This is a genomic window from Streptococcus sp. HMSC076H09 (assembly GCF_001811765.1).
GTDB lineage: Bacteria > Bacillota > Bacilli > Lactobacillales > Streptococcaceae > Streptococcus > Streptococcus agalactiae.
On the sequence record NZ_KV806604.1, the window covers coordinates 155,033 to 179,161 of the forward strand.

Genomic DNA, 24,129 nt, shown 5'->3' on the forward strand with positions numbered 1-24,129 from the left:
CTATAATAGTGTCAACGATTTGTTAGTTTAAATCAAACCTGTTATGATTTAAGTTAACAAACCACCATAAACCACATTGTTTGCTGAGATTGACTCCGAGCAGTGTGGTTTTTTTGCGAGTCAGAATGAGTTCTAGAAAGTGATGATGAGATGAATATTGAAACACTAACGCAGAAAAATCATCGTTCCGATAGCGGACGAAATCATATTGTTTTATTTGAACCACAGATTCCAGCAAATACTGGTAATATTGCTAGAACTTGTGCGGCAACAAATGCTCCTTTGCACATCATACGACCAATGGGATTTCCTATTGATGATAAAAAAATGAAACGAGCGGGACTGGATTACTGGGATAAGCTAGATGTTAGTTTCTATGATAGTTTGGAAGAATTTATGTTGTCATGTCGAGGGAAAGTTCACCTAATTAGCAAATTTGCTGACAAGGTTTACTCAGATGAAAATTATAATGATGATCAAGACCATTATTTTATGTTTGGTCGTGAAGATAAAGGATTGCCAGAAACTTTTATGCGCGAGCATGCCGAAAAGGCCTTACGAATTCCCATGAACGATGAGCATGTGCGTAGCTTGAATGTTTCAAACACTGTTTGTATGATTGTTTATGAAGCCCTTAGGCAGCAAAGCTTTCCTAATTTAGAATTAAGCCATACTTATGAAAATGATAAATTAAAATAATAAAGAAAGTGATCGTTTAAAATGGTCACTTTTATCTTTAGAATGTTAATTAGTATATAGTATCAAAAACAAATGGTAAAATAGTCACCAAGGCGACAAGGGATATTTTTAGCTGTAGAATAGTCAGGAGTAATTATGATTACATATGATTTCACAAGTTTACCAGAACGTTTTTCAAGTAATGCCATAAAATGGAAGGCGGTTCAAAAAGATCAAGAAATCCTTCCCCTCTGGATTGCGGATATGGATTTTCCTATCTTTCCAGAAATGTCGGAGGCTATTGAAGATTTTTCACACCAAATGGTTTTTGGCTATGATAGTCCTAAAGACAGTTTATACCAAGCTATCTCTAATTGGGAAGTGCAAGAACATGGTTATCAATTTGATAAAAAATCATTATTATTAATTGATGGGGTTATACCAGCGATTTCAGTTGCCATACAAGCCTTCACAAAGGAGGGAGATGCTGTTCTAATTAATACCCCAGTCTATCCGCCTTTTGCTAGAACTATAAAATACAATAATCGTCATTTAGTTTCAAATAGTTTACTTAATAATAATCAGTATTTTGAGATTGACTTTAAACAATTAGAAAAAGATATCATTGAAAATAATGTAAAGCTTTATATTTTTTGTAGTCCACATAATCCTGGTGGACGTGTCTGGACAAAAGGAGAAATTCAAAAAATAGGAGATATCTGTAAACGGTATAATGTTATCCTCGTTTCTGACGAAATACATCAAGATTTGGTATTATTTGATAATGTACACCATAGCTTCAATACTGTTGATTCTAGTTTTAAAGAATTTAGTGTTATTTTATCTAGTGCAACTAAAACGTTTAATATTGCAGGGACTAAAAATAGTTTTGCAATAATTGAAAATGAAAAGTTACGCTCTGATTTTAAGAAGAGGCAAATAGCTAACAATCAACAAGAAATTTCCTCATTGGGGTTATTAGCTACAGAAGTTGCCTTTACAAAAGGGAAAAAATGGTTAAAGGCCCTAAAAATGGAGTTAGAAGGATCAATAGAATACCTTTATGAGCAATTAACGCAAAAAACTCATATCAAAGTGATGAAACCAGAGGGAACTTATCTTGTTTGGTTAGATTTTTCTGCTTATAATTTAACGCATTTAGAAATTCAAGAAAAACTTCGATATGATGCCAAATTAATATTAAATGATGGTTTAACTTTTGGAAAAGAAGGGAAAAAACATGCTAGAATCAATGTCGCAGCTCCTAGGTCTGTTATTGAGGAGGCAGTTTTGCGATTAGTGACAAACTTTAGAAAAAATGACTAGACTATAAAAAAAGTCGCATAGAAAGGGTTTTTATGTTATAATACTTTGAATGTAAACAAGCGTTAGAATGTTTTTAATGCTCAAAATTAAATAGAAAGCGGTCATTATAATGGGAAAATTTCAAGTCATTTCACATCCACTTATTCAACATAAACTGTCAATCTTACGTCGCACTACAACATCTACTAAAGATTTTCGTGAGTTAGTTGATGAGATTGCGATGTTAATGGGCTATGAAGTGTCTCGTGATTTGCCTTTAGAAGATGTTGAAATCCAAACACCAGTAGCGACAACTGTACAAAAACAATTAGCTGGGAAAAAGTTAGCAATTGTTCCAATTTTACGTGCAGGTATTGGTATGGTTGATGGTTTCTTAAGCCTTGTGCCAGCTGCTAAAGTTGGTCATATCGGTATGTATCGTGATGAAGAGACTTTCCAACCAGTCGAATATTTAGTTAAGTTACCTGAAGATATTGATCAACGTCAGATTTTTGTAGTTGATCCAATGCTTGCTACAGGTGGGTCTGCTATTTTAGCAGTAGATTCTCTAAAAAAACGTGGCGCAGCTAGTATCAAATTCGTTTGTTTAGTAGCAGCTCCAGAAGGAGTGGCAGCACTTCAAGAAGCACATCCAGATGTAGATATTTATACCGCTGCTTTGGATGAAAAACTCAACGAACATGGCTACATTGTTCCTGGACTCGGAGATGCTGGGGATCGCTTATTTGGTACAAAATAAGATTTGAGATGAATAAGGCTTTTCTGAAGAACTCAGAAAGCCTTTTCTTAAAAAAGTTATTATTTGACCTTTGTTGACCAAATGATTATAATAGTGACAGTGATAAAAAGAAATGGAGAAAGATATGATTCCAGTAGTTATTGAACAAACAAGTCGTGGTGAACGCTCTTATGATATTTACTCACGTCTTTTAAAAGATCGTATTATTATGTTGACAGGCCAAGTTGAGGATAATATGGCCAATAGTATCATTGCACAGTTATTGTTTCTCGATGCACAAGATAATACAAAGGATATTTACCTTTATGTCAATACACCAGGTGGTTCAGTATCGGCTGGACTTGCTATTGTGGATACCATGAACTTTATTAAATCGGACGTACAGACGATTGTTATGGGGATGGCTGCTTCGATGGGAACCATTATTGCTTCGAGTGGTGCTAAAGGAAAACGTTTTATGTTACCGAATGCAGAATATATGATCCACCAACCAATGGGTGGAACAGGCGGAGGCACACAGCAATCTGATATGGCTATCGCTGCTGAGCATCTTTTAAAAACGCGTCATACTTTAGAAAAAATCTTAGCTGATAATTCTGGTCAATCTATTGAAAAAGTCCATGATGATGCAGAGCGTGATCGTTGGATGAGTGCTCAAGAAACACTTGATTATGGCTTTATTGATGCTATTATGGAAAATAATAATCTACAATAATAGATTTAAAAGAGTTGAGTTTATCAACTCTTTTTTTATTTGTTGGAATTATGTTATAATCTTAGTAATTACAGATATGACGCAGAAAGGAAAAAATTATTGAATAAACAAGAGCGTTTAGGAATGAGCGTTTATCTTTACTATAATCGTGACGCTCGTAAATTATATAAATACGGAGATGTTCATTATCATTCTCGTAGATTAAGATATCTAGTCATTTATGTTAATAAAGAGGATATTGTTAGCGTTAGTAAAGAGATAAAACATTTAAAATTTGTTAAGGATGTTCGGTTATCAGCAATTGATGATATTGATCAGGATTTTGTTGGAAACTTATATCGCTAAGATACTTATAGTAGTTATTAGAAAGAAGGAGTTCGGATGTCCTTCTTTTTTATTTAGTTTCTATAATTTTCAAAAAAATAATTTAAAAACTATTGACAATATTCTGATAATTCTGTATTATTTTAGTTACCATTTTCAAAAAAGGAGAAAAATATGGAAAAGAGACTTAGTTTAGGAGCTCTTGTTTTAGCTAGTACAGTTCTTTTAGCAGCATGTGGAAATGTCGGAGGAGGAGCATCTTCGACAGGAACAAAAATAGGGAAAGATATTAAGGTAGGGTATAACTGGGAATTATCAGGAAACGTTTCTTCGTATGGAAATTCAATGAAGAATGGAGCTGACTTAGCAGTAAAAGAAATTAATGCTGCTGGAGGGGTTGGCGGCAAGAAGTTAAAAGTCCTATCACAGGATAATAAATCAGAAAATGCAGAGGCAGCAACGGTTGCCACAAACTTGGTTACCAAAGGAGCTAATGTCATTATCGGACCAGCAACATCGGGTGCAGCTGCATCTTCAACTCCAAAAGTAAATGCAGCAGCAGTTCCAATGATTGCACCTGCTGCGACACAAGACAATTTAGTCTATGGTTCTGATGGAAAAACCTTAAATCAGTATTTCTTCCGAGCTACTTTTGTCGATAATTATCAAGGAAAGCTATTGTCTCAGTATGCTACAGACAACCTTAAAGCTAAAAAAGTTGTTCTATTTTATGATAATTCATCAGATTACTCAAAGGGGGTAGCAAAATCATTTAAGGAAAGTTATAGTGGAAAAATTGTTGATAGCATGACATTCTCCGCTGGTGATACTGATTTCCAAGCGTCATTGACTAAGTTGAAAGGGAAAGAATATGATGCTATTGTGATGCCAGGTTACTATACCGAGACAGGATTAATAGTTAAGCAAGCGCGTGATTTAGGTATCTCTAAACCGGTTCTTGGGCCTGATGGTTTTGATAGTCCGAAATTTGTGCAATCGGCAACACCTGTGGGAGCTTCAAACGTTTATTATTTGACAGGTTTCACTACACAAGGATCAACCAAAGCTAAAGCTTTCCATGATCATTACGTTAAGGCATATGGTGAAGAACCATCCATGTTCTCGGCTTTATCATACGATGCCGTGTATATGGCAGCTAAATCTGCTAAAGGAGCTAAAACTTCAATTGATCTTAAAAAAGCTTTAGCTAAGCTGAAAGATTTTAAAGGTGTGACAGGGAAAATGTCTATTGATAAAAATCATAATGTTGTTAAATCAGCTTACGTTGTCAAATTAGACGATGGAAAAACAAGTAGCGTTAACATTATTTCAGCAAAATAAGTATTCTCTAGAAAAATGGGAGTTTAATTTTCAGCTCCCCTTTTTTAAAAAGTAATTTTTCAGAATAATTCGACAATAATATATAATAGAAAGTATGGTTATAATATGCTTCAACAGCTCATTAATGGACTTATCTTAGGATCCATATATGCTTTACTTGCCTTAGGATATACTATGGTATATGGCATTATTAAGCTGATTAATTTTGCTCATGGGGACATCTATATGATGGGCGCTTTCATGGGCTATTATTTGATTAATCATCTTCATCTTAATTTTTTCCTAGCTTTATTAATTGCAATGCTGGGGTCTGCTTTCCTAGGTGCTGTAATTGAATATTTAGCTTATCGTCCACTGAGAAAATCAACTAGAATTGCCGCGTTAATTACAGCTATTGGTGTTTCTTTTCTTTTGGAGTACGGGATGGTATACCTTGTTGGAGCGGATACTAGGGCATTTCCGCAAGCCATTCATACTGTTAAATATAATTTAGGACCGATAACTATAACCAATGTTCAGCTCATCATTTTAGGTATTGCGCTATTACTAATGCTTACTTTACAGTTCATCGTTCAAAAAACTAAAATGGGGAAAGCTATGAGAGCTTTATCAGTGGATAGCGATGCCGCACAATTGATGGGAATTAATGTTAACCGTACCATTAGTTTTACATTTGCGCTGGGGTCTGCTTTAGCTGGAGCAGGTGGAGTACTGATTGGGCTTTATTATAATTCTGTTCAACCTCTTATGGGGGTAACTCCAGGGTTGAAAGCATTTGTTGCAGCTGTCTTAGGTGGTATTGGTATCATTCCGGGAGCGGCTATCGGTGGTTTTGTTATTGGCATTTTAGAAACTTTAGCGACTGCACTTGGTGTGTCAGATTTTCGAGATGGTATCGTTTATGCTATTTTAATTCTCATTTTCTTGATCCGTCCAGCAGGAATTCTTGGAAAAAATATTAAGGAGAAGGTCTAGGCATGAAAGAAAATATGAAATCAATTTTATCTTGGTTAGCTATAGTAGTGTTAGGGTATCTCTTGATTAGCGTGCTAATATCTATGGGTATATTTAACCTCTATCATATTCAAATTATTGAAACAATTGGGATTAATGTTATTTTAGCAGTTGGTTTGAACCTAATTGTAGGTTGTTCGGGACAGTTTTCACTAGGACATGCAGGTTTCATGGCTATTGGCGCTTATGCAGTTGCTATTATCGGCGTTAAAATGCCAACTTATGTAGGTTTTTTGATAGCTATACTTGTTGGAACTCTTGTTGCAGGAGGTATTGCCTTAGGTGTAGGAATTCCTACTTTGAGACTAAAAGGTGATTATTTAGCTATAGCTACTTTAGGTGTTGCTGAGATTATCCGTATTTTGTTGGTTAATGGAGGTGATATTACGAATGGTGCTGCGGGTATCATGGGGATTCCGCCTTTTACAACCTGGTCTTTAGTTTATGGGGTGGCAGTTGTGAGTCTTATCCTTGCAATGAATTTTTTGCGTAGTCCCTTAGGGCGTAATACAATTGCTATACGAGAAGATGAAATTGCAGCAGAGTCTATGGGTGTGGATACAACAAAAGTGAAAGTAATTGTTTTTGTTTTTGGAGCTATTTTAGCTTCTATCGCTGGTAGTTTACAGGCTGGCTACGTTGGAACTGTTATGCCAAAAGACTTTTCATTTATGATGTCTGTCAATGTTTTAATTATTGTTGTTTTAGGTGGTTTAGGTTCAATGACAGGGACAGTTTTAGCAGCAATTTTATTAGGATTATTGAATATGTTACTACAAGACTACGCTTCTGTTCGAATGATTATCTATGCTTTAGCTCTGATTTTAATTATGATTTTTAGACCTAGCGGTTTATTAGGAACGAAGGAGTTAACTCTATCTCATCTATTTCGTAAGACGAGTAAGGGAGGCAATTAGATGGCACTTCTTGAAGTAAAAAATTTAAGTAAACATTTCGGTGGCCTAACTGCTGTAGGTGATGTTTCGATGAAATTACATAAAGGTGAATTAATTGGCTTAATCGGCCCCAACGGTGCGGGTAAGACAACGCTTTTTAATCTCTTAACAGGAGTATACCTTCCTAGTAAAGGGACAATATCACTTGATGGTAAGATATTAAATGGGAGGAAACCAGCTAAAATAGCTTCTTTAGGTTTAGGTAGAACTTTTCAAAATATCCGACTTTTTAAAAATATGACTGTTTTAGACAATGTACTAGTAGGACTCAGTAATCATCACTTATCACATCCTATTGCTAGTTTTTTACGATTACCCAAATACTATCATAGTGAAAAAGCCTTAAGGAAAAAGGCACTAGAGCTATTAGAGATTTTTGGTTTGAAAGCATATCAAGATGCTCTTGCTAAGAACCTCCCTTATGGAAAACAACGGCGTTTAGAAATTGTTCGTGCTTTAGCAACAGAACCAAAAATATTGTTTTTGGATGAGCCCGCGGCAGGAATGAATCCTCAAGAAACTGCAGAATTGACGCAGTTAATTAGTCAAATAAAGAGTGATTTTGATATTACTATTATGCTAATTGAACATGATATGAACTTGGTTATGCAAGTAACAGAGAGAATTTATGTATTGGAATATGGTCGTCTGATTGCTCACGGGACACCTGAAGAAATTAAAAATAATAAACGTGTTATAGAAGCATACTTGGGGGGTGAGTTATAATGACCATGTTGAAAGTAGAAAATCTATCTATTCATTATGGTGTTATTCAAGCTGTGAATGATGTCTCGTTTGAAGTTAACCAAGGTGAGGTTGTAACCTTAATTGGAGCCAATGGTACAGGAAAGACATCAATTTTGAGGACAATTTCTGGTTTAGTAAGACCAAGTCAGGGTTCTATTTCTTTTATGGGGAAACCTATACATAAGTTAGCAGCTAGAAAAATTGTTGGCAATGGTTTAGCTCAGGTTCCAGAAGGGCGCCATGTTTTCTCAAGTTTGTCTGTTATGGAAAATTTAGAAATGGGAGCCTTTCTTCAAAAGGATCGTGAACAAAATCAAAAAATGTTAAAAAAAGTGTTTGATCGTTTTCCTCGCTTAGAAGAACGTAAAAACCAAGATGCAGCAACCTTATCAGGTGGTGAGCAGCAAATGCTCGCTATGGGGCGTGCATTGATGAGTCGTCCTAAATTATTACTTTTAGATGAACCGTCAATGGGCCTAGCTCCAATTTTTATTCAAGAAATTTTTAATATCATTGAAGACATCAAAAAACAAGGGACTACAGTTCTTTTAGTTGAACAAAATGCAAATAAAGCTCTGACGATTGCTGATAAAGCATATGTTCTAGAGACTGGGAAGGTTGTTTTATCAGGGACAGGTAAGGAATTACTAGTTTCAGATCAAGTTCGTAAAGCTTACTTAGGTGGATAATATTTAGAGGAGTCAGGTATGCCAGTGAAAGATTTTATGACAAAAAAATTAGTTTATGTCTCTCCAGACACTACAGTTGCAGAAGCTGCTGATTTATTGAGAGAACACCACTTAAGGCGTTTGCCAGTTGTTGAAAATGATCAGCTATTGGGGTTAGTGACAGAAGGGACAATGGCAGAAGCACAACCTTCTAAAGCAACCAGTCTTTCTATATATGAGATGAACTATCTTCTTAATAAGACAAAAATTCGAGATATTATGATTAAAGATATTGTGACTGTTTCACAGTATGCTAGCCTTGAGGACGCTATTTATTTGATGATGTCTCGAAAGATCGGTGTTTTACCAGTAGTTGATAATGGACAACTTTATGGGATTATCACGGATAGGGATGTTTTTAAAGCCTTCCTTGAAATTGCGGGGTATGGTCAAGAAGGTTATCGCTTGGTTATATTAGCTGATGAGGGGATAGGGGTACTATCAAAAGTCCTAAATCGTCTTTCTAGTGCAAATTTAAGTGTTAAACGTTTAGTCATTATTGAACGAAAAGCAGGTAAGAAAGCGGTCGAGATACAACTAGAAGGATACGCTGACAAGGATGTTTTAAAACAAGAACTAGTATTTGATGATGTTATTGTGGAAACTTTAGAAAAGACCGTGAAAAAACCACTTTCTTAAAAATATCAGACATGCACAATCAAGTTGTGGGTGTCTTTTTTTGATAAATTTTGATAGAATAGTAGTAATTATAAATAAAGGATGTACCATGAAAAAAGGACTAATGATTTCTTTTGAGGGCCCAGATGGTGCGGGTAAAACAACCGTTTTAGAAGCTGTTTTACCCTTGCTCAGAGAAAAATTATCACAAGATATTCTCACCACCAGAGAGCCTGGTGGCGTAACTATTTCAGAAGAAATTCGTCATATTATTTTAGATGTTAAACACACGCAAATGGATAAAAAAACAGAGCTATTGCTTTACATGGCTGCTCGACGCCAACATCTAGTGGAAAAGGTACTCCCAGCTCTAGAAGAAGGGAAAATAGTCCTAATGGATCGTTTTATTGATAGTTCTGTTGCCTATCAGGGATCAGGAAGAGGATTAGATAAGTCACATATAAAATGGCTTAATGACTATGCGACTGATAGTCATAAACCTGATTTAACTTTATATTTTGATGTTCCTTCTGAAGTAGGTTTAGAGCGTATTCAAAAAAGTGTTCAAAGGGAGGTAAATCGTCTAGATCTCGAGCAATTAGATATGCATCAACGCGTCCGTCAAGGTTACCTTGAATTGGCGGATTCGGAGCCAAACCGCATTGTGACGATTGATGCCTCCCAACAGCTAGATGAAGTAATAGCTGAGACATTCTCTATTATTTTAGATCGTATCAACCAATGAATCAGGAAGTACAAAGGTCATGGATTTAAAGCGAACACAACCCAAATTGCTGGAAAAGTTTAATACTATTTTACAGTCAGATAGGATGAGTCATGCCTATCTTTTTTCGGGAAATTTTGCAAGTCTAGATATGGCACTTTATTTAGCACAAAGTCAGTTCTGTGAAAAGCGCCAGAGTGGTTTACCATGCCAAAAGTGTAGAGCTTGTCGTTTAATCGCTAATGGAGAATTTTCAGATGTTAAAATCATAGAACCACAGGGGCAACTTATTAAGACAGAGACTATAAAAGAGCTGACTAAAGATTTTTCAAGATCAGGTTTCGAAGGGAAATCACAGGTCTTTATCATCAAAGATTGCGAAAAAATGCATGTCAATGCAGCCAACAGCCTTTTGAAATTTATTGAAGAACCTCAAAGTTCATCTTATGTCATCTTATTGACTAATGATGAAAACAATGTTTTGCCAACAATTAAGAGTAGAACGCAAATTTTTCGTTTTCTAAAACAATTGGACATGTTGGTTCATCAAGCTGAACAAGCAGGATTGCTAAAATCACAAGCTAGCTTATTAGCTCAAGTAGCAGACGATCCTAAACATTTAGAAATATTGTTGGCTAACAAAAAGTTATTAGATTACTTGAATTTAAGTCAACAGTTTGTGACGACCTTGGCAAAAGATAGGCAAACTGCTTATTTAGAAGTATCTCGCTTGACATCGCAAGTTGTAGATAAAAATGATCAGGCATTTGTTTTTCAATGGCTGACAATAATGCTGGCTAAAGAAGGCCAACTTTATGATTTAGAAAATACTTATAGAGCTCAGCAAATGTGGAAGAGCAATGTTAGTTTTCAAAATAGTTTAGAGTATATGGTGCTTTCTTAGACAAATAATACGCGCAGAGAGGAAGAGTGAATGGATAAAAAAGACTTGTTTGATGCCTTTGATGATTTTTCACAAAATTTATTAGTTGGGTTGTCTGAAATTGAGACTATGAAAAAACAAATCCAAAAATTATTGGAGGAGAATACTGTTCTACGTATTGAAAATGGTAAACTTCGTGAGCGTCTGAGCGTTATTGAAGCAGAAACAGAAACTGCAGTTAAAAATTCTAAACAAGGAAGAGAATTACTCGAAGGCATTTACAATGATGGCTTTCACATTTGTAATACTTTCTATGGTCAACGTCGTGAAAATGACGAAGAATGTGCTTTTTGTATTGAATTATTATATAGAGATTGATGGAAATGCAAGTTCAAAAAAGTTTTAAATCAAATACACATTACGGGACACTCTATCTAGTCCCAACTCCAATTGGTAATCTAGATGATATGACTTTTCGTGCCATTAGGATTTTAAGAGAAGTTGATTTTATTTGTGCAGAGGATACACGAAATACGGGACTTTTACTCAAGCACTTTGATATTACTACTAAACAAATTAGTTTTCACGAACACAATGCTTACGATAAAATCTCTGGGTTAATTGATTTGTTAAAAGAAGGGAGATCTTTAGCCCAAGTATCTGATGCAGGAATGCCCTCTATTTCTGACCCAGGACATGACCTTGTCAAGGCTGCTATTGAAGGGGGGATCCCGGTCGTATCTATACCAGGAGCTAGCGCTGGTATTACTGCTCTCATCGCTTCAGGTTTAGCTCCACAACCTCATATTTTTTATGGCTTCTTACCGCGTAAGAAAGGTCAACAAATAACTTTTTTTGAAACAAAGAAAGATTACCCTGAAACACAAATCTTTTATGAGTCACCGTTTCGAGTCTCTGATACGCTAAAACACATGAAAGAGATTTACGGAGATCGCCAAGTTGTTTTAGTACGCGAATTGACGAAACTCTATGAAGAGTATCAAAGAGGAACCATTAGTCAACTTTTAGGGCATATTGAAAAAGTCCCTCTCAAAGGTGAATGCTTAATTATTGTTGATGGTAAGAGAGATACCGAGCGAGTGAAAGACAGTAGCCAACAAGATCCACTAGTATTAGTAAAAGAATATATCGCTAATGGCGATAAAACTAATCAAGCGATAAAAAAAGTAGCAAAAGAACTTAATCTCAATAGACAAGAACTCTATGCTAGTTTCCATGATTTATAAGTAATAATATAAAAAGGTTGCCAAAGTTTTCTTTGGCAACCTTTTATAATCTCCGACTTAGCTATTGGAATAAAGAAGTAAGGTGCTTCCAATTTCCTTAAGATTTTTAATTTCAGCTCTTTTGAATACCATTGCAAATTGGATTTTATTTCTGAGAGCAGGTTATAAAAGATGGTATGCTCTTATTCCGGTTCTTTCAGGTTTTACAAAACATGAAAGAACTTAGTAGTAAATATACTAAAGAAACTTATAGCCCTGTTTCGAATTTTTTATTGAGTTATTCTAGTACCATGGGCTTGTCTAACCCCAGTTTCTTGGCAAATATATTGATAGTTTTCAGCAGTCACACCGCCGCCAACCATAATTTCAATACGATTATTAGCATATTCAACTAATGCTTTGATATGTTTGATATTTTCTATAATTGGTTCGCCATTAGATGAACCATGTAGGAGAATTCTTGTAAAGCCTAAAGCAACTAACTGATCTATTGCTTTTTTTTGGTCAGATTTCGGGATAACATCAAATGCCATATGAAAAACAAGTGGCAAACCTTGGGTAGCAGGTAGAAGTTGTTCAATGGCTTCAGTATCAATATGATTATTTGAAGTTAATATTCCCAAAACAAGAGCATCTGATTCTAACTCAACAGCACGTAGAATGTCCTCTTCCATAATACGTAATTCTAAATCATTGTATACAAAATTTCCTCCACGGGGACGAATCATAACAGCGACACTAATACCTTTTTCATGTAAATATTGATTAGCTTCTTTGATAACACCGTAGCTAGGAGTAGTGCCTCCAGCAGCAAGGTTATCACAAAGCTCGACACGTGAAATAATAGCTTTATCTAATCTGGTTAAGTCTGTTAAATTCTCTGCACAAAATTCCCTCAAAATCATAAATTACTCCTTTAAACTTGATTGTTCGCCTTTACCATTATATCACGAATAAAAAGCAAAATTAATCAAAAAAATCTTTACAATATTCAAAATACTGTGCTATAATCTTACACAATTATATGGAGGTGTTATATGACAATTTATAATTTTTCTGCAGGTCCTGCAGTCTTACCAAAACCAGTGCTTGTAAAAGCCCAATCTGAACTCCTTAATTATCAAGGGTCCAGTATGAGTGTTTTGGAGGTATCGCACCGCTCCAAAGAGTTTGATGATATTATCAAAGGTGCTGAGCGTTACTTAAGAGATTTGATGGGAATTCCGGATAATTATAAAGTAATCTTTTTACAAGGTGGTGCATCCTTACAGTTTAGTATGATTCCCTTGAATATTGCCAGAGGGCGTAAAGCTTACTATCATGTTGCTGGTTCGTGGGGGAAAAAAGCTTATACAGAGGCTGTAAAACTATCAAAAACAATTCCTTTTGAACCAATTCTATTAGCCTCATCAGAAGAATCAGTTTATGATTATATTCCAGAGTTTGATGAAAAAGAGATTGATCCTGAAGCTGCCTATGTTCATGTGACAACAAATAATACCATTGAAGGAACATCGCTTTATGATATTCCTAAAACTAATGGAGTGCCTGTTATTGCGGATATGTCTTCTAATATCTTAGCTGTAAAATATAAAGTAGAAGATTTTGCAATGATTTATGCAGGAGCTCAAAAAAATATTGGACCTGCTGGTGTAACGGTAGTTATTATCCGTGAAGATATGATTAATGAGGAACCAACTTTATCATCAATGTTGGATTATAAGATTCAGTCAGATGCTAGTTCTCTTTATAATACGCCGCCTGCTTACAGTATTTACATTGCTAAATTAGTCTTTGAATGGGTGAAAAGTCTAGGTGGTGTTGATGCTATGGAAAAAGCTAACCGTGAAAAATCAGGACTTCTCTATGATTATATTGATTCCTCAGAATTTTATAGTAATCCTGTCAGAGATAAAAAGAGTCGTTCTCTATGTAACATTCCTTTCATAACTATTAATAAAGATTTAGATGAAAAATTTGTAAAGGAAGCGACAGAACGTGGATTTAAAAATATTAAAGGGCATCGTTCGGTAGGTGGTATGAGGGCTAGCCTTTATAATGCCTTTCCTAAACAAGGTGTCATCGAATTAATTGATTTTATGAAAACATTTGAAGCAGAAAATGCATAGTAAATGTTATCACGAAAGAAAATTAAACCGTTATTATAAGTCTATAATATATAAAAGTGGGTAATATAATGCAAGTCAGATTAGCTTTTCCAAATGAAATTGACCAAATTATGCTTCTTATTGAGGAAGCGCGTGCCGAAATTGCTAAAACAGGAAGTGATCAATGGCAAAAAGAAGATGGATACCCTAATCGTAACGATATTATTGATGATATCTTGAACGGTTATGCTTGGGTTGGTATTGAAGATGGGATGCTAGCGACTTATGCGGCTGTCATTGATGGTCATGAAGAGGTTTATGATGCTATTTATGAGGGAAAATGGCTCCATGATAACCATCGCTATCTTACATTTCATCGTATTGCTATTTCAAATCAATTTCGTGGTAGAGGACTAGCACAGACATTCCTTCAAGGGTTAATTGAAGGTCATAAAGGACCTGATTTTCGTTGCGATACTCATGAAAAAAATGTCACTATGCAGCATATTCTAAATAAATTAGGCTATCAATATTGTGGTAAAGTACCTCTAGATGGGGTACGATTGGCTTATCAGAAGATAAAAGAAAAGGGAGAAACGAGCATCTATCGTGAGATTGATGAAAGAAATCCCATGTAAGAAAAAAGAAAGGGGTTATTTTAGTCAATGATGACTAAAGAGATAACCTTAGTGAAAAAGAATGGTTTTTAGTGTCAAAACATTTAATAATATTAATCAAATTGGTTTACAAGAGTTAGGGAATCGTTTCCAGATTGATGGGGATATGTCAGAAAATCCTGATGCCTATATTATTCGTAGTCAAAATTTGCATAATCAGGATTTCCCAAGTAACCTCAAAGCTATTGCTAGGGCGGGTGCAGGAACAAATAATATTCCTATTGAAGAGGCAAGTGCACAGGGAATAGTCGTGTTTAATACCCCAGGTGCAAATGCTAATGCTGTAAAAGAAGCGGTCATTGCTGCCTTATTGCTTTCAGCTCGTGATTATTTAGGAGCTAACCGATGGGTTAATACTCTAACTGGAACAGATATTCCCAAACAAATTGAAGCAGGAAAGAAAGCTTTTGCTGGTAATGAAATTGCAGGGAAAAAATTGGGAGTTATCGGCCTTGGTGCTATTGGAGCTAGAATTGCGAATGATGCTAGACGCTTAGGAATGACAGTTCTTGGTTATGATCCCTATGTTTCAATTGAAACAGCTTGGAATATTTCAAGCCATGTTCAAAGGGTTAAAGAGATTAAGGATATTTTTGAAACTTGTGACTATATCACAATTCATGTTCCCTTAACAAATGAAACTAAGCATACTTTTGATGCGGAAGCTTTTTCAATCATGAAAAAAGGAACTACGATTATCAACTTTGCTCGTGCAGAATTAGTCAATAACCAAGAGCTATTTAAAGCGATAGAAACTGGTGTTGTCAAGCGCTATATTACTGATTTTGGAGACAAAGAATTATTAAACCAAAAAGGAATTACAGTCTTTCCTCATGTAGGCGGATCAACAGATGAGGCAGAGCTAAATTGTGCTATTATGGCAAGTCAAACCATTCGTTGTTTTATGGAGACAGGAGAAATCACTAATTCAGTTAATTTCCCCAATGTACATCAAATCCAAACCGCACCATTTCGTATTACTTTAATTAACAAGAATGTTCCTAACATTGTGGCTAAAATTTCAACTGCTGTATCAGAGCTAGGTATAAATATTGATAACATTATTAACCGATCAAAGGGTGACTACGCCTACACACTAATAGATTTAGATGAAACGGATAATAACAAGATTTCTACTTTAATTGAAGAATTTGAAGGTGATGAGAATATCGTCCGTGTACGTTTAATTGCAAAACAACAATAAAGAACTAAAAAAGTCATGAATTGCTTTTCATGGCTTTTTAAGTTATGCTTATCATATGTTATATCAAGAATTCTATCAGTCTCCTCTTGGAGAAATTCGCCTTCTAGCAGACAATCTAGGTTTATCAGGGCTTTATTTTGTTGGGCAAAAATATGATATGCTAGCAGTCAACCAAGAGGAAATTGTTAATATGTCAAATTCCTATACTTTACTTGGTAAGAAGTGGTTAGATGCTTATTTTTCACAGCAAAATTTACCTAGTATTCCATTATCATTGAGAGGGACAGCATTTCAGACGAGAGTACGGCAGGAATTACAGAAAATCCCTTTTGGAGATACCAAAACTTATGGAGAATTAGCGAAAGAGCTAAATTGTCCATCTGCACAGGCTGTTGGAGGAGCAATAGGTAAAAATCCTATTTCTCTAATCATACCTTGTCACCGTGTTTTAGGAAGATATGGTCAATTAACTGGTTATGCTGGTGGCTTAGAAAGAAAATCTTGGTTATTAGAATACGAAAAGGAGAAATAATATGTATACGTTTTATGAATACCCCAAATGTACCACTTGTCGTTCAGCAAAAAAAGAGTTAACTGAACTCGGCTTAACTTTTGAAGCTATTGATATAAAAAGCAATCCTCCCAAAGCTTCGTTATTAAAAGAATTGTTAGAGAATTCGCCTTATGACCTTAAAAAGTTTTTCAATACTTCAGGAAATTCTTACAGAGAATTAGGCTTAAAAGATAAATTTGATGATTTAACTCTTGACCAAGCTTTGGACTTATTGGCATCGGATGGAATGCTTATTAAGCGTCCATTGCTAGTTAAAGATAATAAAATTCTTCAGATTGGCTATCGTACTAAGTATAAAGACCTCAACTTAGTATAAAAAGATGATTGAGTTATAACTCAATCATCTTTTTTTGGGTTTATAGTTCAATCTCCAAAATAATTGGTGTATGATCTTGACGATCACCAGAATGAATCATTTCTGACTTGGTAATTTTATCTGCGACACGGTTACTTGTTAGCCAATAATCAATTCTCCACCCTGTATTGTTGATTTTGGATGTACGACTTCGTTGTGCCCACCAGCTATAAACATTTGGAACATCGCCATGAAGGTAACGAAAAGTATCTGTAAAACCTTTGGCTAGTAGATTTGTAAAGCCTTGGCGCTCTTCATCTGTGAATCCAGCAGAACGACGATTACTGCTAGGATTAGCTAGGTCTATTTCCTTGTGGGCTACGTTATAGTCACCTGTTGCTAGAACAGGTTTTTGACTATCCAATGTTGCTAAATACTCAGCATATTTAATATCCCATATTTGACGGTCACCTAAGCGCTTTAGGCCATCACCTGCATTTGGAGTATAGACCTGTGTGATATAGCAGTTTTCCAATTCGAGAGTAATAATGCGACCTTCATTATCCATTGTAGTAGGAGCATCGATTTCAGGGAAGCTAACAATAGGATTTAACCCTTTACGATATAAGAACATTGTGCCAGCATAGCCCTTACGAGCAGGTTCGACTGATGATCGCCAAACTAAATCATATTCTGGGAAGTAAGTTTCAAGTACTTCCAAATGTTTTTTAGTAGGTCCTTTGGCAGACAGTTTAGTTTCTTGAATCGCAATGATGTCGGCATCTTCAGCAACTAAAGTATCAATAACTTGGCGTGACATTAAAGCACGTGTTGATTCACTTGTTAATGCCGCATTGAGGGAATCAATATTCCATGAAATGAGTTTCATAATAATATCCTTTTTTATTTAGTTTAATTCGCAATATATTATATCAAAATACCAGGGGCGTTGCTATTTTACAGCTTTAGTGAGGTTTTGGTAATTTACCTTTCTCATTTTTAAGAATTTTTTCTGCGACATATTGGATAACTTCAGGATTATCAGGCAAGTCAGAATGTGTAGCATTATTACCAGTTACTGTTAGTTGGGTATAGTGTTTAGCGGTTTCTTGGAAAATATATTTACCAGTCTCCACACTAGCAAATGGAACAATTTTATCACCATCATATGAATTAGTTCCTGCCAAATTATATACCATGAGACTTGATGGAATATTTCCTTTATTACTGATTAAATCTTTAAGCATTTGAGTATGATTTGAGGTGTTACTTTCTTCAAAGTTAAAAGGTGTTCCCATTGTTAACAATGATTTCATATCAAATTCATCAGAGTCGTAATAATCTTCTAGGAAAATAGTCCATGATAAGCCACCATTTGAATGACCGATAGCATTAAAACGTTTAAATTTATATTTCTTCTGAAGATCATTCATAGCAATCTGTAGCCATTTTGTTTGTTTTTTGATGTTACTATAACCATCTTCATTATTTTCAAATCCAATGACAATGTAGGGTTTGTGGTCATTGCCGCTAATTTGTCCATTGTAGATAATGCTATTGTCTTTTTTGACAGTTAACTTTAAAACGCTATGTTTTTCTCCCATTTGGTTGAGCTGTGCTAACATGCTGTTAAATCGTTCTTGAGTAGCACTGGATCCTGGAATTAAAATAGTAGGAGTCATTCGAGAGTTATAGAGTTTTATTTTGTGAGCTGTTACTTTATTGATATAGGACTTACCTAAGATAGTCATTCCTATAAGGATAATAATGAAAAGTACAGGAGGAAGCCATCTAAGTAATTTTTTCATATTGCTCCTCCTTAGCGAAAGCGATTTTGACAAACGGACGATAAATAAAGAAGCCAACAACTAGAATAATTGCAGTGACTGGAAGGTAACGCCAATCCCCATTTGAAGCAAGAAAGCCAAATAGTAGACTAGGTGTACCACTTGGGACAGTATAAACTGCAGGGTCGACAAATTTTAGGTAGAGCATAAGAGCTCCAAAAGCCTCTGCAAAGATAGTTGTTAATACCATCGGAATGAATAATATTGGTTGTAAAATGACAGGTAGACCTACTAAAAATGGTAAATTTTGATCAAAAATAAGAGGAGTTAAGGTCAGTAATGTCAATTTATAGTAATTCTTCGATTGTAGTTTTCTACTTTCATATAAAACTGCTAAAAATAAGGATAATAGGATTCCAATACCGCCAAACATAGCAAAGCTATTTTTAACAGTATAAAAGGTATACAGATAAGGGATTTTATCTGTATGTTGGCTCAAGGCAGCATTTAAATTTTCGCTAACTACTGAAAAATAGGAGTAAGGACGAAATAAAATATCTGGTACAAAAAGACCTGATAAGGTTAGAAAAATAGCTAAGATAGACCAAAGCATAATAGGAATTAATTGATGTGGCCCATCACCCAGCCATTGAGAAAAGTGATTTTGTATAAGGTATTCTAAATCAATATTAGGATAACGATATAAGATATGTGACAAAATAGAAGAGATTAATAGTAGTATAGCTAACATACTATACTGGAAAATATGATGTCGATTTTGAAGCAGTCGAGTTAAAAAGATAAAAAGATACGAAATCAAAGCCAGCATAAGCCAAATGGGTTGGCTAGGATAGTGATAATCTGTACCTGGAACAACTGAAGTTAGAAGCAACCAAACAGTGGCAAAGCCAAGTAAACTTGCAGAAAAACTTTCTTTAGTTTGGTTAGATAAGCCTCTCCATACTAAACTAGCCACAAAATAACTAGCCATAAAGTAGATTAGTAAATGAGATAAATCATAAAGAGTATTGGAAACCGTATATAACCACTCGTTTTTATAAATACTGGACTTTGTTGTTTGAGCTAAAAAAGAATCATCTGATATAACGAGTTTTTGAAGGATTTCAATCCAAGAAAAAATGAGAGCAAAAGGAAAGATATCTTTAAAACTTTTATAAATTAGATAACGGCAATGATGACATTTATAAATAGTGCTGTGCATAATCTGTACTGACCTCCTAATAGGTTGTATTTATTGTAACAAATGTTAAGAATGGTGCAAGTTTTTTGGTAGTAAAATTAAAAGTAACTAATTAAACTTCAAATTAAGGGTAAATGACTTATGAGATTTTCTTTATCCTTTCATAAAGTGAGATTGCTTCAATGCTGAGGTTATGATATACTAAAACTACATTTATCATTGCTTAATAATTTATTTAGAACTGTTAGGCTAGCTAGTGCTAATATTAATACTATTTTAAACCAATCTATTAGAAAAAAAGTGCTGAGCAAGATTGCCCAGTCTTATTTTTGTTTGCCATAAAGTTAGAGGAAAATATGTCTAAAAAGTCTCACCGTCAATATCAAATATATGAAGGGCTCAGGTGTGCGGTTGCACTCTGTTTTATTTCAGGTTATATCAATGCTTTTACTTATGTAACACAAGGAAAACGTTTTGCAGGTGTACAAACAGGGAATTTGTTATCTTTTGCTATTCATCTTAGTAATAAGCATTATAGTCAAGCGCTTGCTTTTTTGCTACCTATAATGGTTTTCATGTTAGGTCAATCGTTTACTTATTTCATGAATCGTTGGGCGAATAAACATCAACTGCACTGGTACCTATTATCTAGTTTTGCGTTGACACAGGTTGCTATAGTAACAATTATATTGACTCCTTTCTTACCATCGTCGTTTACTGTGGCAGGACTAGCCTTCTTTGCTTCAATACAAGTAGATACCTTTAAATCGCTCAGAGGAGCACCTTATGCTAATATGATGATGACTGGTAATATCAAGAATGCTGCTTATTTATTAACAAAGGGACTTTACGAAAAAAATTCTGATATTTTCTTAATTGCTAGAAATACGATTATTATTATTGGAGGATTTATCTTTGGTGTTGTTTGCTCGACTTATTTTTCAAGTAAACTGGGCGAATGGAGCTTATCATTAATATTAATTCCTCTTTTATATGTCAACTTGCTGTTAGGCCATGAATTTTATAACCTACAAGTAGAAAGGCACTCCTAATGTATGGCGTTTTATGTTGAAGAGCTATACTAAAGCTGATTGTTACAATAATGATTTGAAATATCATCTCTATATATTTTATAGGATAATTATGTATGGGTTTAGAATATACTTATTACCTAACCAAAGATAAAAGTGAGTAGATTTCTACTCACTTTTATGATCTTAATTTTCGAGCTAATAAAGTCGCAAACTGTAATTTTAAGCGATTACCGTTTTCATCCACCCTGTGCAATTCACCTAAATTTTCATTATATTTGATGATTTCCCAGTCATTGTAATAAGATTTCAATTGTCCTTCTTTGAAGGTAAAAGGGAATGGAAGCGGGCAAGGATTTTCAGCGGTATCCATAGCAGAAACGATAAGATTGTATCCTCCAATCTGAGTATGTGATTGCATTTGTAAAATAATATCAGAAATGCAGTCGGGATTTAAAAATATAAATACCACAGTTGATAAAATAAAATCATAGTGCCCTTCAATAGCAGCAGTATTAATATCATACCTTTTTATATTGTAAGGAAGCTCTTCTTCTAATGCCATATTTTCTAAAGCTACAAGGCTCTGTCCGTTTGAATCGACAGAAGTCACTTGATGTCCCAGCAGCGATAAATAAAGTGAGTTTCGCCCTTGACCACACCCAAGGTCTAATATATTACTCTTCTCAGATAAGAGAGGTGCACTGGCGATAACCTCAGAATGTGTGCGCGTGAGACCATATTTTTTATGGAAGTAATCTTCTTTTTGGCAGTAAAAAGTTAGATAGCAACTTAAGTCTGGACTATTCGGCGAAACTTTATGCCAGACTTGTGGATCAACAAAAGGAATATCACTACTAGCATCAAAAATATGCCGCGAGATTTCCTCTCCATCAGGAGATAACTGGTAAAATACTAAAGAACCACTTAGAATGGTTAGTTTTGCCCAGGTGCCTTCCTTAGTATTATGCTTTTCTAAAAATGCCTTTGGAATAGACTGTGCAGTCCAAACCGGCATAGTTTTGTAGGGGAGAAGTGTTTTTGTATTAACCATATATTAACTCTCTATTTTTAATACCTTTATTATAGCAAAAGTAGATATATTATTCAGAGATATATCCAGTTGAAAAAGATTTTATGTTATAATGTATCATGATAAAAAACACCTCTCATTAGGGTGGCTTATAGGAGAAATCATGACAGAAAAAAAATCATTTTACATTACTACCCCAATTTATTACCCATCAGGTAAATTGCACATCGGTTCTGCCTATACAACGATAGCATGTGATGTTTTGGCACGTTACAAACGCATGATGGGCTTTGATGTTCAGTATTTGACTGGTCTTGATGAGCATGGTCAGAAAATTCAACAAAAGGCTGAAGAAGCAGGCATTACACCACAGGAATATGTTGATGGCATGGCTGAAAGTGTCAAAACATTATGGGAACTTTTAGATATTTCCTATGACAAATTCATCCGTACAACAGATACTTACCATGAAGAAGCGGTTGCTAAAATTTTTGAACAATTGTTGGCACAAGGGGACATCTATCTTGGTGAGTATACCGGATGGTATTCTGTTTCAGATGAAGAATTTTTTACTGAAAGCCAATTAGCAGAAGTTTATCGTGACGAAAACGGTAATATGATTGGTGGTGTTGCGCCATCTGGTCATGAAGTTGAAAAAGTTTCTGAAGAATCTTATTTCTTCCGCATGAGCAAATATGCAGATCGTTTAAAAGCGTACTACGCTGAGCATCCAGAATTTATTCAGCCAGATGGTCGTATGAATGAAATGCTTAAAAACTTTATAGAACCAGGTTTAGAAGATTTAGCAGTGTCTCGTACAACTTACACATGGGGAGTTCAGGTACCATCAAATCCAAAACATGTTATTTATGTCTGGATTGATGCTTTGATGAACTATATTTCTGCTCTTGGTTATGGTTGGTCTGACGATCTCAGTCAATATCATAAATTTTGGCCAGCAGACATTCATATGATTGGTAAAGATATTCTTCGTTTCCACTCTATTTATTGGCCTATCATGTTGATGGCGCTGGATTTGCCATTACCAAAACGTCTAGTTGCTCATGGTTGGTTTGTGATGCAAGATGGTAAAATGTCTAAATCAAAAGGGAATGTCGTTTATCCAGAAATGTTAGTAGAGCGTTTTGGTCTTGATCCACTCCGTTATTATCTCATGCGTTCATTGCCTGTTGGTTCAGACGGAACTTTTACGCCAGAAGATTATGTTGGACGTATTAACTATGAACTTGCTAATGATTTAGGAAACCTTCTCAACCGCACTATTGCTATGGTTAACAAGTATTTCGATGGAGAAGTACCAAGGTTTGCTGTTGCAACTGACTTTGATGCCGATTTAGCTTCTGTTGCGACAGATAGTATTGAAAACTATCATAAACAAATGGAAGCGGTGGATTTCCCACGTGCCCTTGAAGCTGTATGGAATCTTATTTCACGAACTAACAAATATATTGATGAAACAGCACCGTGGGTACTTGCAAAAGACGAAACAGATCGTGATAAGTTAGCAGCTGTAATGAGTCATTTAGTTGCTAGTCTACGTGTTGTTGCTCACCTCATTCAACCGTTCATGATGGAAACTTCCGATGCCATTATGGAACAACTTGGTTTAGGGGCAACATTCGATCTTGAAAAATTGACTTTTGCTGATCTACCAGAAGGTGTTCGAGTTGTTGCAAAAGGTTCACCAATTTTCCCAAGGTTGGATATGGAAGACGAAATTACTTATATCAAAGAACAAATGAATGCTGGAAAAGCACCAGTGGAAAAGGAGTGGGTTCCTGAAGAAGTTGAATTGACATCAAGCAAAGGTCAAATCAAGTTTGAGGATTTTGACGCTGTTGAAATCCGCGTTGCAGAAGTAATTGAAGTTGAGAAAGTGGAAGGTTCTGATAAACTTCTTCGTTTCCGTCTAGATGCTGGTGATGAGGGCCATCGTCAAATCTTATCAGGGATTGCAAAATTTTACCCAAATGAACAAGAGTTAGTAGGGAAAAAACTCCAAATTGTTGCTAACCTCAAACCACGTAAAATGATGAAAAAATATGTCAGTCAAGGCATGATTCTCTCAGCAGAACATGATGGTAAATTGACAGTGTTGACGGTCGATTCAGCAGTGGCAAATGGATCAATTATTGGTTAATCGAAAAGAGCATTATGC

At 35.2% G+C, this 24,129-nt stretch carries 27 protein-coding genes; 22 read left to right on the top strand and 5 right to left on the bottom strand.

Annotation, left to right across the window (positions count from 1 at the left end; all coding sequences use genetic code 11):
• Positions 1–150: 150 nt before the first annotated feature.
• From HMPREF2818_RS05890 to rsmI, 15 genes are all read left to right on the top strand, one after another.
• A complete protein-coding gene (locus tag HMPREF2818_RS05890) occupies positions 151–699 on the top strand; it encodes a tRNA (cytidine(34)-2'-O)-methyltransferase (RefSeq protein ID WP_001019794.1) in 549 nt (182 codons plus the stop codon).
• Positions 700–834: 135 nt separating this feature from the next.
• Positions 835–2,004: a MalY/PatB family protein gene (locus HMPREF2818_RS05895; protein WP_000634076.1), complete on the top strand. Its 1,170-nt coding sequence runs from the start codon at positions 835–837 to the stop codon at positions 2,002–2,004.
• A gap of 109 nt (positions 2,005–2,113) precedes the next feature.
• Positions 2,114–2,743, top strand: coding sequence for a uracil phosphoribosyltransferase (gene upp, locus HMPREF2818_RS05900; RefSeq protein ID WP_000514490.1), 630 nt, complete (start codon positions 2,114–2,116; stop codon positions 2,741–2,743).
• A 124-nt stretch (positions 2,744–2,867) separates the two neighbouring features.
• Entirely contained in the window at positions 2,868–3,458 is a 591-nt protein-coding gene (locus HMPREF2818_RS05905; protein ID WP_000613483.1) for an ATP-dependent Clp protease proteolytic subunit, read from the top strand.
• Positions 3,459–3,557: 99 nt separating this feature from the next.
• A complete protein-coding gene (locus HMPREF2818_RS05910) occupies positions 3,558–3,803 on the top strand; it encodes a DUF2129 domain-containing protein (protein ID WP_001041186.1) in 246 nt (81 codons plus the stop codon).
• 153 nt (positions 3,804–3,956) lie between these two features.
• Complete coding sequence (locus HMPREF2818_RS05915; RefSeq protein WP_000415516.1) at positions 3,957–5,123, top strand: ABC transporter substrate-binding protein; 1,167 nt, start codon at positions 3,957–3,959, stop codon at positions 5,121–5,123.
• A gap of 105 nt (positions 5,124–5,228) precedes the next feature.
• A complete protein-coding gene (locus HMPREF2818_RS05920) occupies positions 5,229–6,098 on the top strand; it encodes a branched-chain amino acid ABC transporter permease (RefSeq protein ID WP_000941396.1) in 870 nt (289 codons plus the stop codon).
• A gap of 2 nt (positions 6,099–6,100) precedes the next feature.
• A complete protein-coding gene (locus HMPREF2818_RS05925; protein WP_000662328.1) occupies positions 6,101–7,054 on the top strand; it encodes a branched-chain amino acid ABC transporter permease in 954 nt (317 codons plus the stop codon).
• Positions 7,055–7,819: an ABC transporter ATP-binding protein gene (locus HMPREF2818_RS05930; RefSeq protein WP_001185985.1), complete on the top strand. Its 765-nt coding sequence runs from the start codon at positions 7,055–7,057 to the stop codon at positions 7,817–7,819.
• Positions 7,819–8,529 carry an ABC transporter ATP-binding protein gene (locus HMPREF2818_RS05935; RefSeq protein ID WP_000178150.1) on the top strand — a complete coding sequence of 237 codons (711 nt, stop codon included), beginning with the start codon at positions 7,819–7,821 and terminating at the stop codon, positions 8,527–8,529. The genes HMPREF2818_RS05930 and HMPREF2818_RS05935 overlap by 1 nt, the downstream gene beginning before the upstream one ends.
• Before the next feature lie 18 nt (positions 8,530–8,547).
• Positions 8,548–9,207, top strand: a complete 660-nt coding sequence (locus HMPREF2818_RS05940) for a CBS domain-containing protein (protein ID WP_001144242.1) — start codon at positions 8,548–8,550, stop codon at positions 9,205–9,207.
• Between the two features lie 88 nt (positions 9,208–9,295).
• Positions 9,296–9,931: a dTMP kinase gene (gene tmk / locus HMPREF2818_RS05945; protein ID WP_000715592.1), complete on the top strand. Its 636-nt coding sequence runs from the start codon at positions 9,296–9,298 to the stop codon at positions 9,929–9,931.
• Between the two features lie 19 nt (positions 9,932–9,950).
• Positions 9,951–10,814, top strand: coding sequence for a DNA polymerase III subunit delta' (locus HMPREF2818_RS05950; protein ID WP_000364567.1), 864 nt, complete (start codon positions 9,951–9,953; stop codon positions 10,812–10,814).
• 30 nt (positions 10,815–10,844) lie between these two features.
• On the top strand, positions 10,845–11,171 hold the full coding sequence (yabA, locus tag HMPREF2818_RS05955) for a DNA replication initiation control protein YabA (RefSeq protein ID WP_000358198.1): 327 nt from the start codon (positions 10,845–10,847) through the stop codon (positions 11,169–11,171).
• Positions 11,171–12,040 carry a 16S rRNA (cytidine(1402)-2'-O)-methyltransferase gene (gene rsmI, locus HMPREF2818_RS05960; protein WP_000425866.1) on the top strand — a complete coding sequence of 290 codons (870 nt, stop codon included), beginning with the start codon at positions 11,171–11,173 and terminating at the stop codon, positions 12,038–12,040. Before yabA ends, rsmI begins: the two co-directional genes overlap by 1 nt.
• 269 nt (positions 12,041–12,309) lie before the next feature.
• On the opposite strand, the gene HMPREF2818_RS05965 is transcribed toward rsmI, so the two are convergent.
• A complete protein-coding gene (locus HMPREF2818_RS05965; protein ID WP_000603271.1) occupies positions 12,310–12,945 on the bottom strand; it encodes a copper homeostasis protein CutC in 636 nt (211 codons plus the stop codon).
• 132 nt (positions 12,946–13,077) lie between these two features.
• Here HMPREF2818_RS05965 and serC point away from each other — a divergent pair, with 132 nt between their 5' ends.
• The 5 genes from serC to HMPREF2818_RS05990 all read left to right on the top strand — a co-directional run bounded on the left by serC (position 13,078) and on the right by HMPREF2818_RS05990 (position 16,919).
• Positions 13,078–14,169 (top strand): 3-phosphoserine/phosphohydroxythreonine transaminase, encoded by a 1,092-nt coding sequence (gene serC / locus HMPREF2818_RS05970; protein WP_000158397.1) that lies wholly within the window; start codon positions 13,078–13,080, stop codon positions 14,167–14,169.
• Positions 14,170–14,237: 68 nt separating this feature from the next.
• Positions 14,238–14,786 carry an N-acetyltransferase gene (locus HMPREF2818_RS05975; protein WP_001198082.1) on the top strand — a complete coding sequence of 183 codons (549 nt, stop codon included), beginning with the start codon at positions 14,238–14,240 and terminating at the stop codon, positions 14,784–14,786.
• A gap of 61 nt (positions 14,787–14,847) precedes the next feature.
• A complete protein-coding gene (locus tag HMPREF2818_RS05980; protein ID WP_000232154.1) occupies positions 14,848–16,029 on the top strand; it encodes a phosphoglycerate dehydrogenase in 1,182 nt (393 codons plus the stop codon).
• Between the two features lie 55 nt (positions 16,030–16,084).
• Positions 16,085–16,561, top strand: a complete 477-nt coding sequence (locus tag HMPREF2818_RS05985) for a methylated-DNA--[protein]-cysteine S-methyltransferase (RefSeq protein WP_000966768.1) — start codon at positions 16,085–16,087, stop codon at positions 16,559–16,561.
• 1 nt (position 16,562) lies between these two features.
• A complete protein-coding gene (locus tag HMPREF2818_RS05990; protein WP_000287943.1) occupies positions 16,563–16,919 on the top strand; it encodes an arsenate reductase family protein in 357 nt (118 codons plus the stop codon).
• Between the two features lie 40 nt (positions 16,920–16,959).
• Here HMPREF2818_RS05990 and HMPREF2818_RS05995 read toward each other — a convergent pair whose 3' ends face one another.
• From HMPREF2818_RS05995 to HMPREF2818_RS06005, 3 genes are all read right to left on the bottom strand, one after another.
• Entirely contained in the window at positions 16,960–17,787 is an 828-nt protein-coding gene (locus tag HMPREF2818_RS05995; protein ID WP_000767486.1) for an exodeoxyribonuclease III, read from the bottom strand.
• Between the two features lie 76 nt (positions 17,788–17,863).
• Positions 17,864–18,706: an alpha/beta hydrolase gene (locus HMPREF2818_RS06000; protein ID WP_000735436.1), complete on the bottom strand. Its 843-nt coding sequence runs from the start codon at positions 18,704–18,706 to the stop codon at positions 17,864–17,866.
• A complete protein-coding gene (locus HMPREF2818_RS06005) occupies positions 18,690–19,907 on the bottom strand; it encodes a PTS sugar transporter subunit IIC (RefSeq protein ID WP_000556340.1) in 1,218 nt (405 codons plus the stop codon). Before HMPREF2818_RS06005 ends, HMPREF2818_RS06000 begins: the two co-directional genes overlap by 17 nt.
• Positions 19,908–20,242: 335 nt before the next feature.
• Here HMPREF2818_RS06005 and HMPREF2818_RS06010 point away from each other — a divergent pair, with 335 nt between their 5' ends.
• The gene (locus HMPREF2818_RS06010; RefSeq protein ID WP_000039372.1) at positions 20,243–20,938 is read left to right on the top strand and encodes a YoaK family protein; all 696 of its coding nucleotides are present in this window, start codon (positions 20,243–20,245) and stop codon (positions 20,936–20,938) included.
• A 157-nt stretch (positions 20,939–21,095) separates the two neighbouring features.
• On the opposite strand, the gene tehB is transcribed toward HMPREF2818_RS06010, so the two are convergent.
• Positions 21,096–21,971 carry an SAM-dependent methyltransferase TehB gene (tehB, locus tag HMPREF2818_RS06015; RefSeq protein ID WP_000248361.1) on the bottom strand — a complete coding sequence of 292 codons (876 nt, stop codon included), beginning with the start codon at positions 21,969–21,971 and terminating at the stop codon, positions 21,096–21,098.
• 142 nt (positions 21,972–22,113) lie between these two features.
• On the opposite strand from tehB, the gene metG reads away from it, so the two are divergent.
• On the top strand, positions 22,114–24,111 hold the full coding sequence (gene metG / locus HMPREF2818_RS06020) for a methionine--tRNA ligase (RefSeq protein WP_000136757.1): 1,998 nt from the start codon (positions 22,114–22,116) through the stop codon (positions 24,109–24,111).
• The last annotated feature ends 18 nt before the right edge of the window (positions 24,112–24,129 follow it).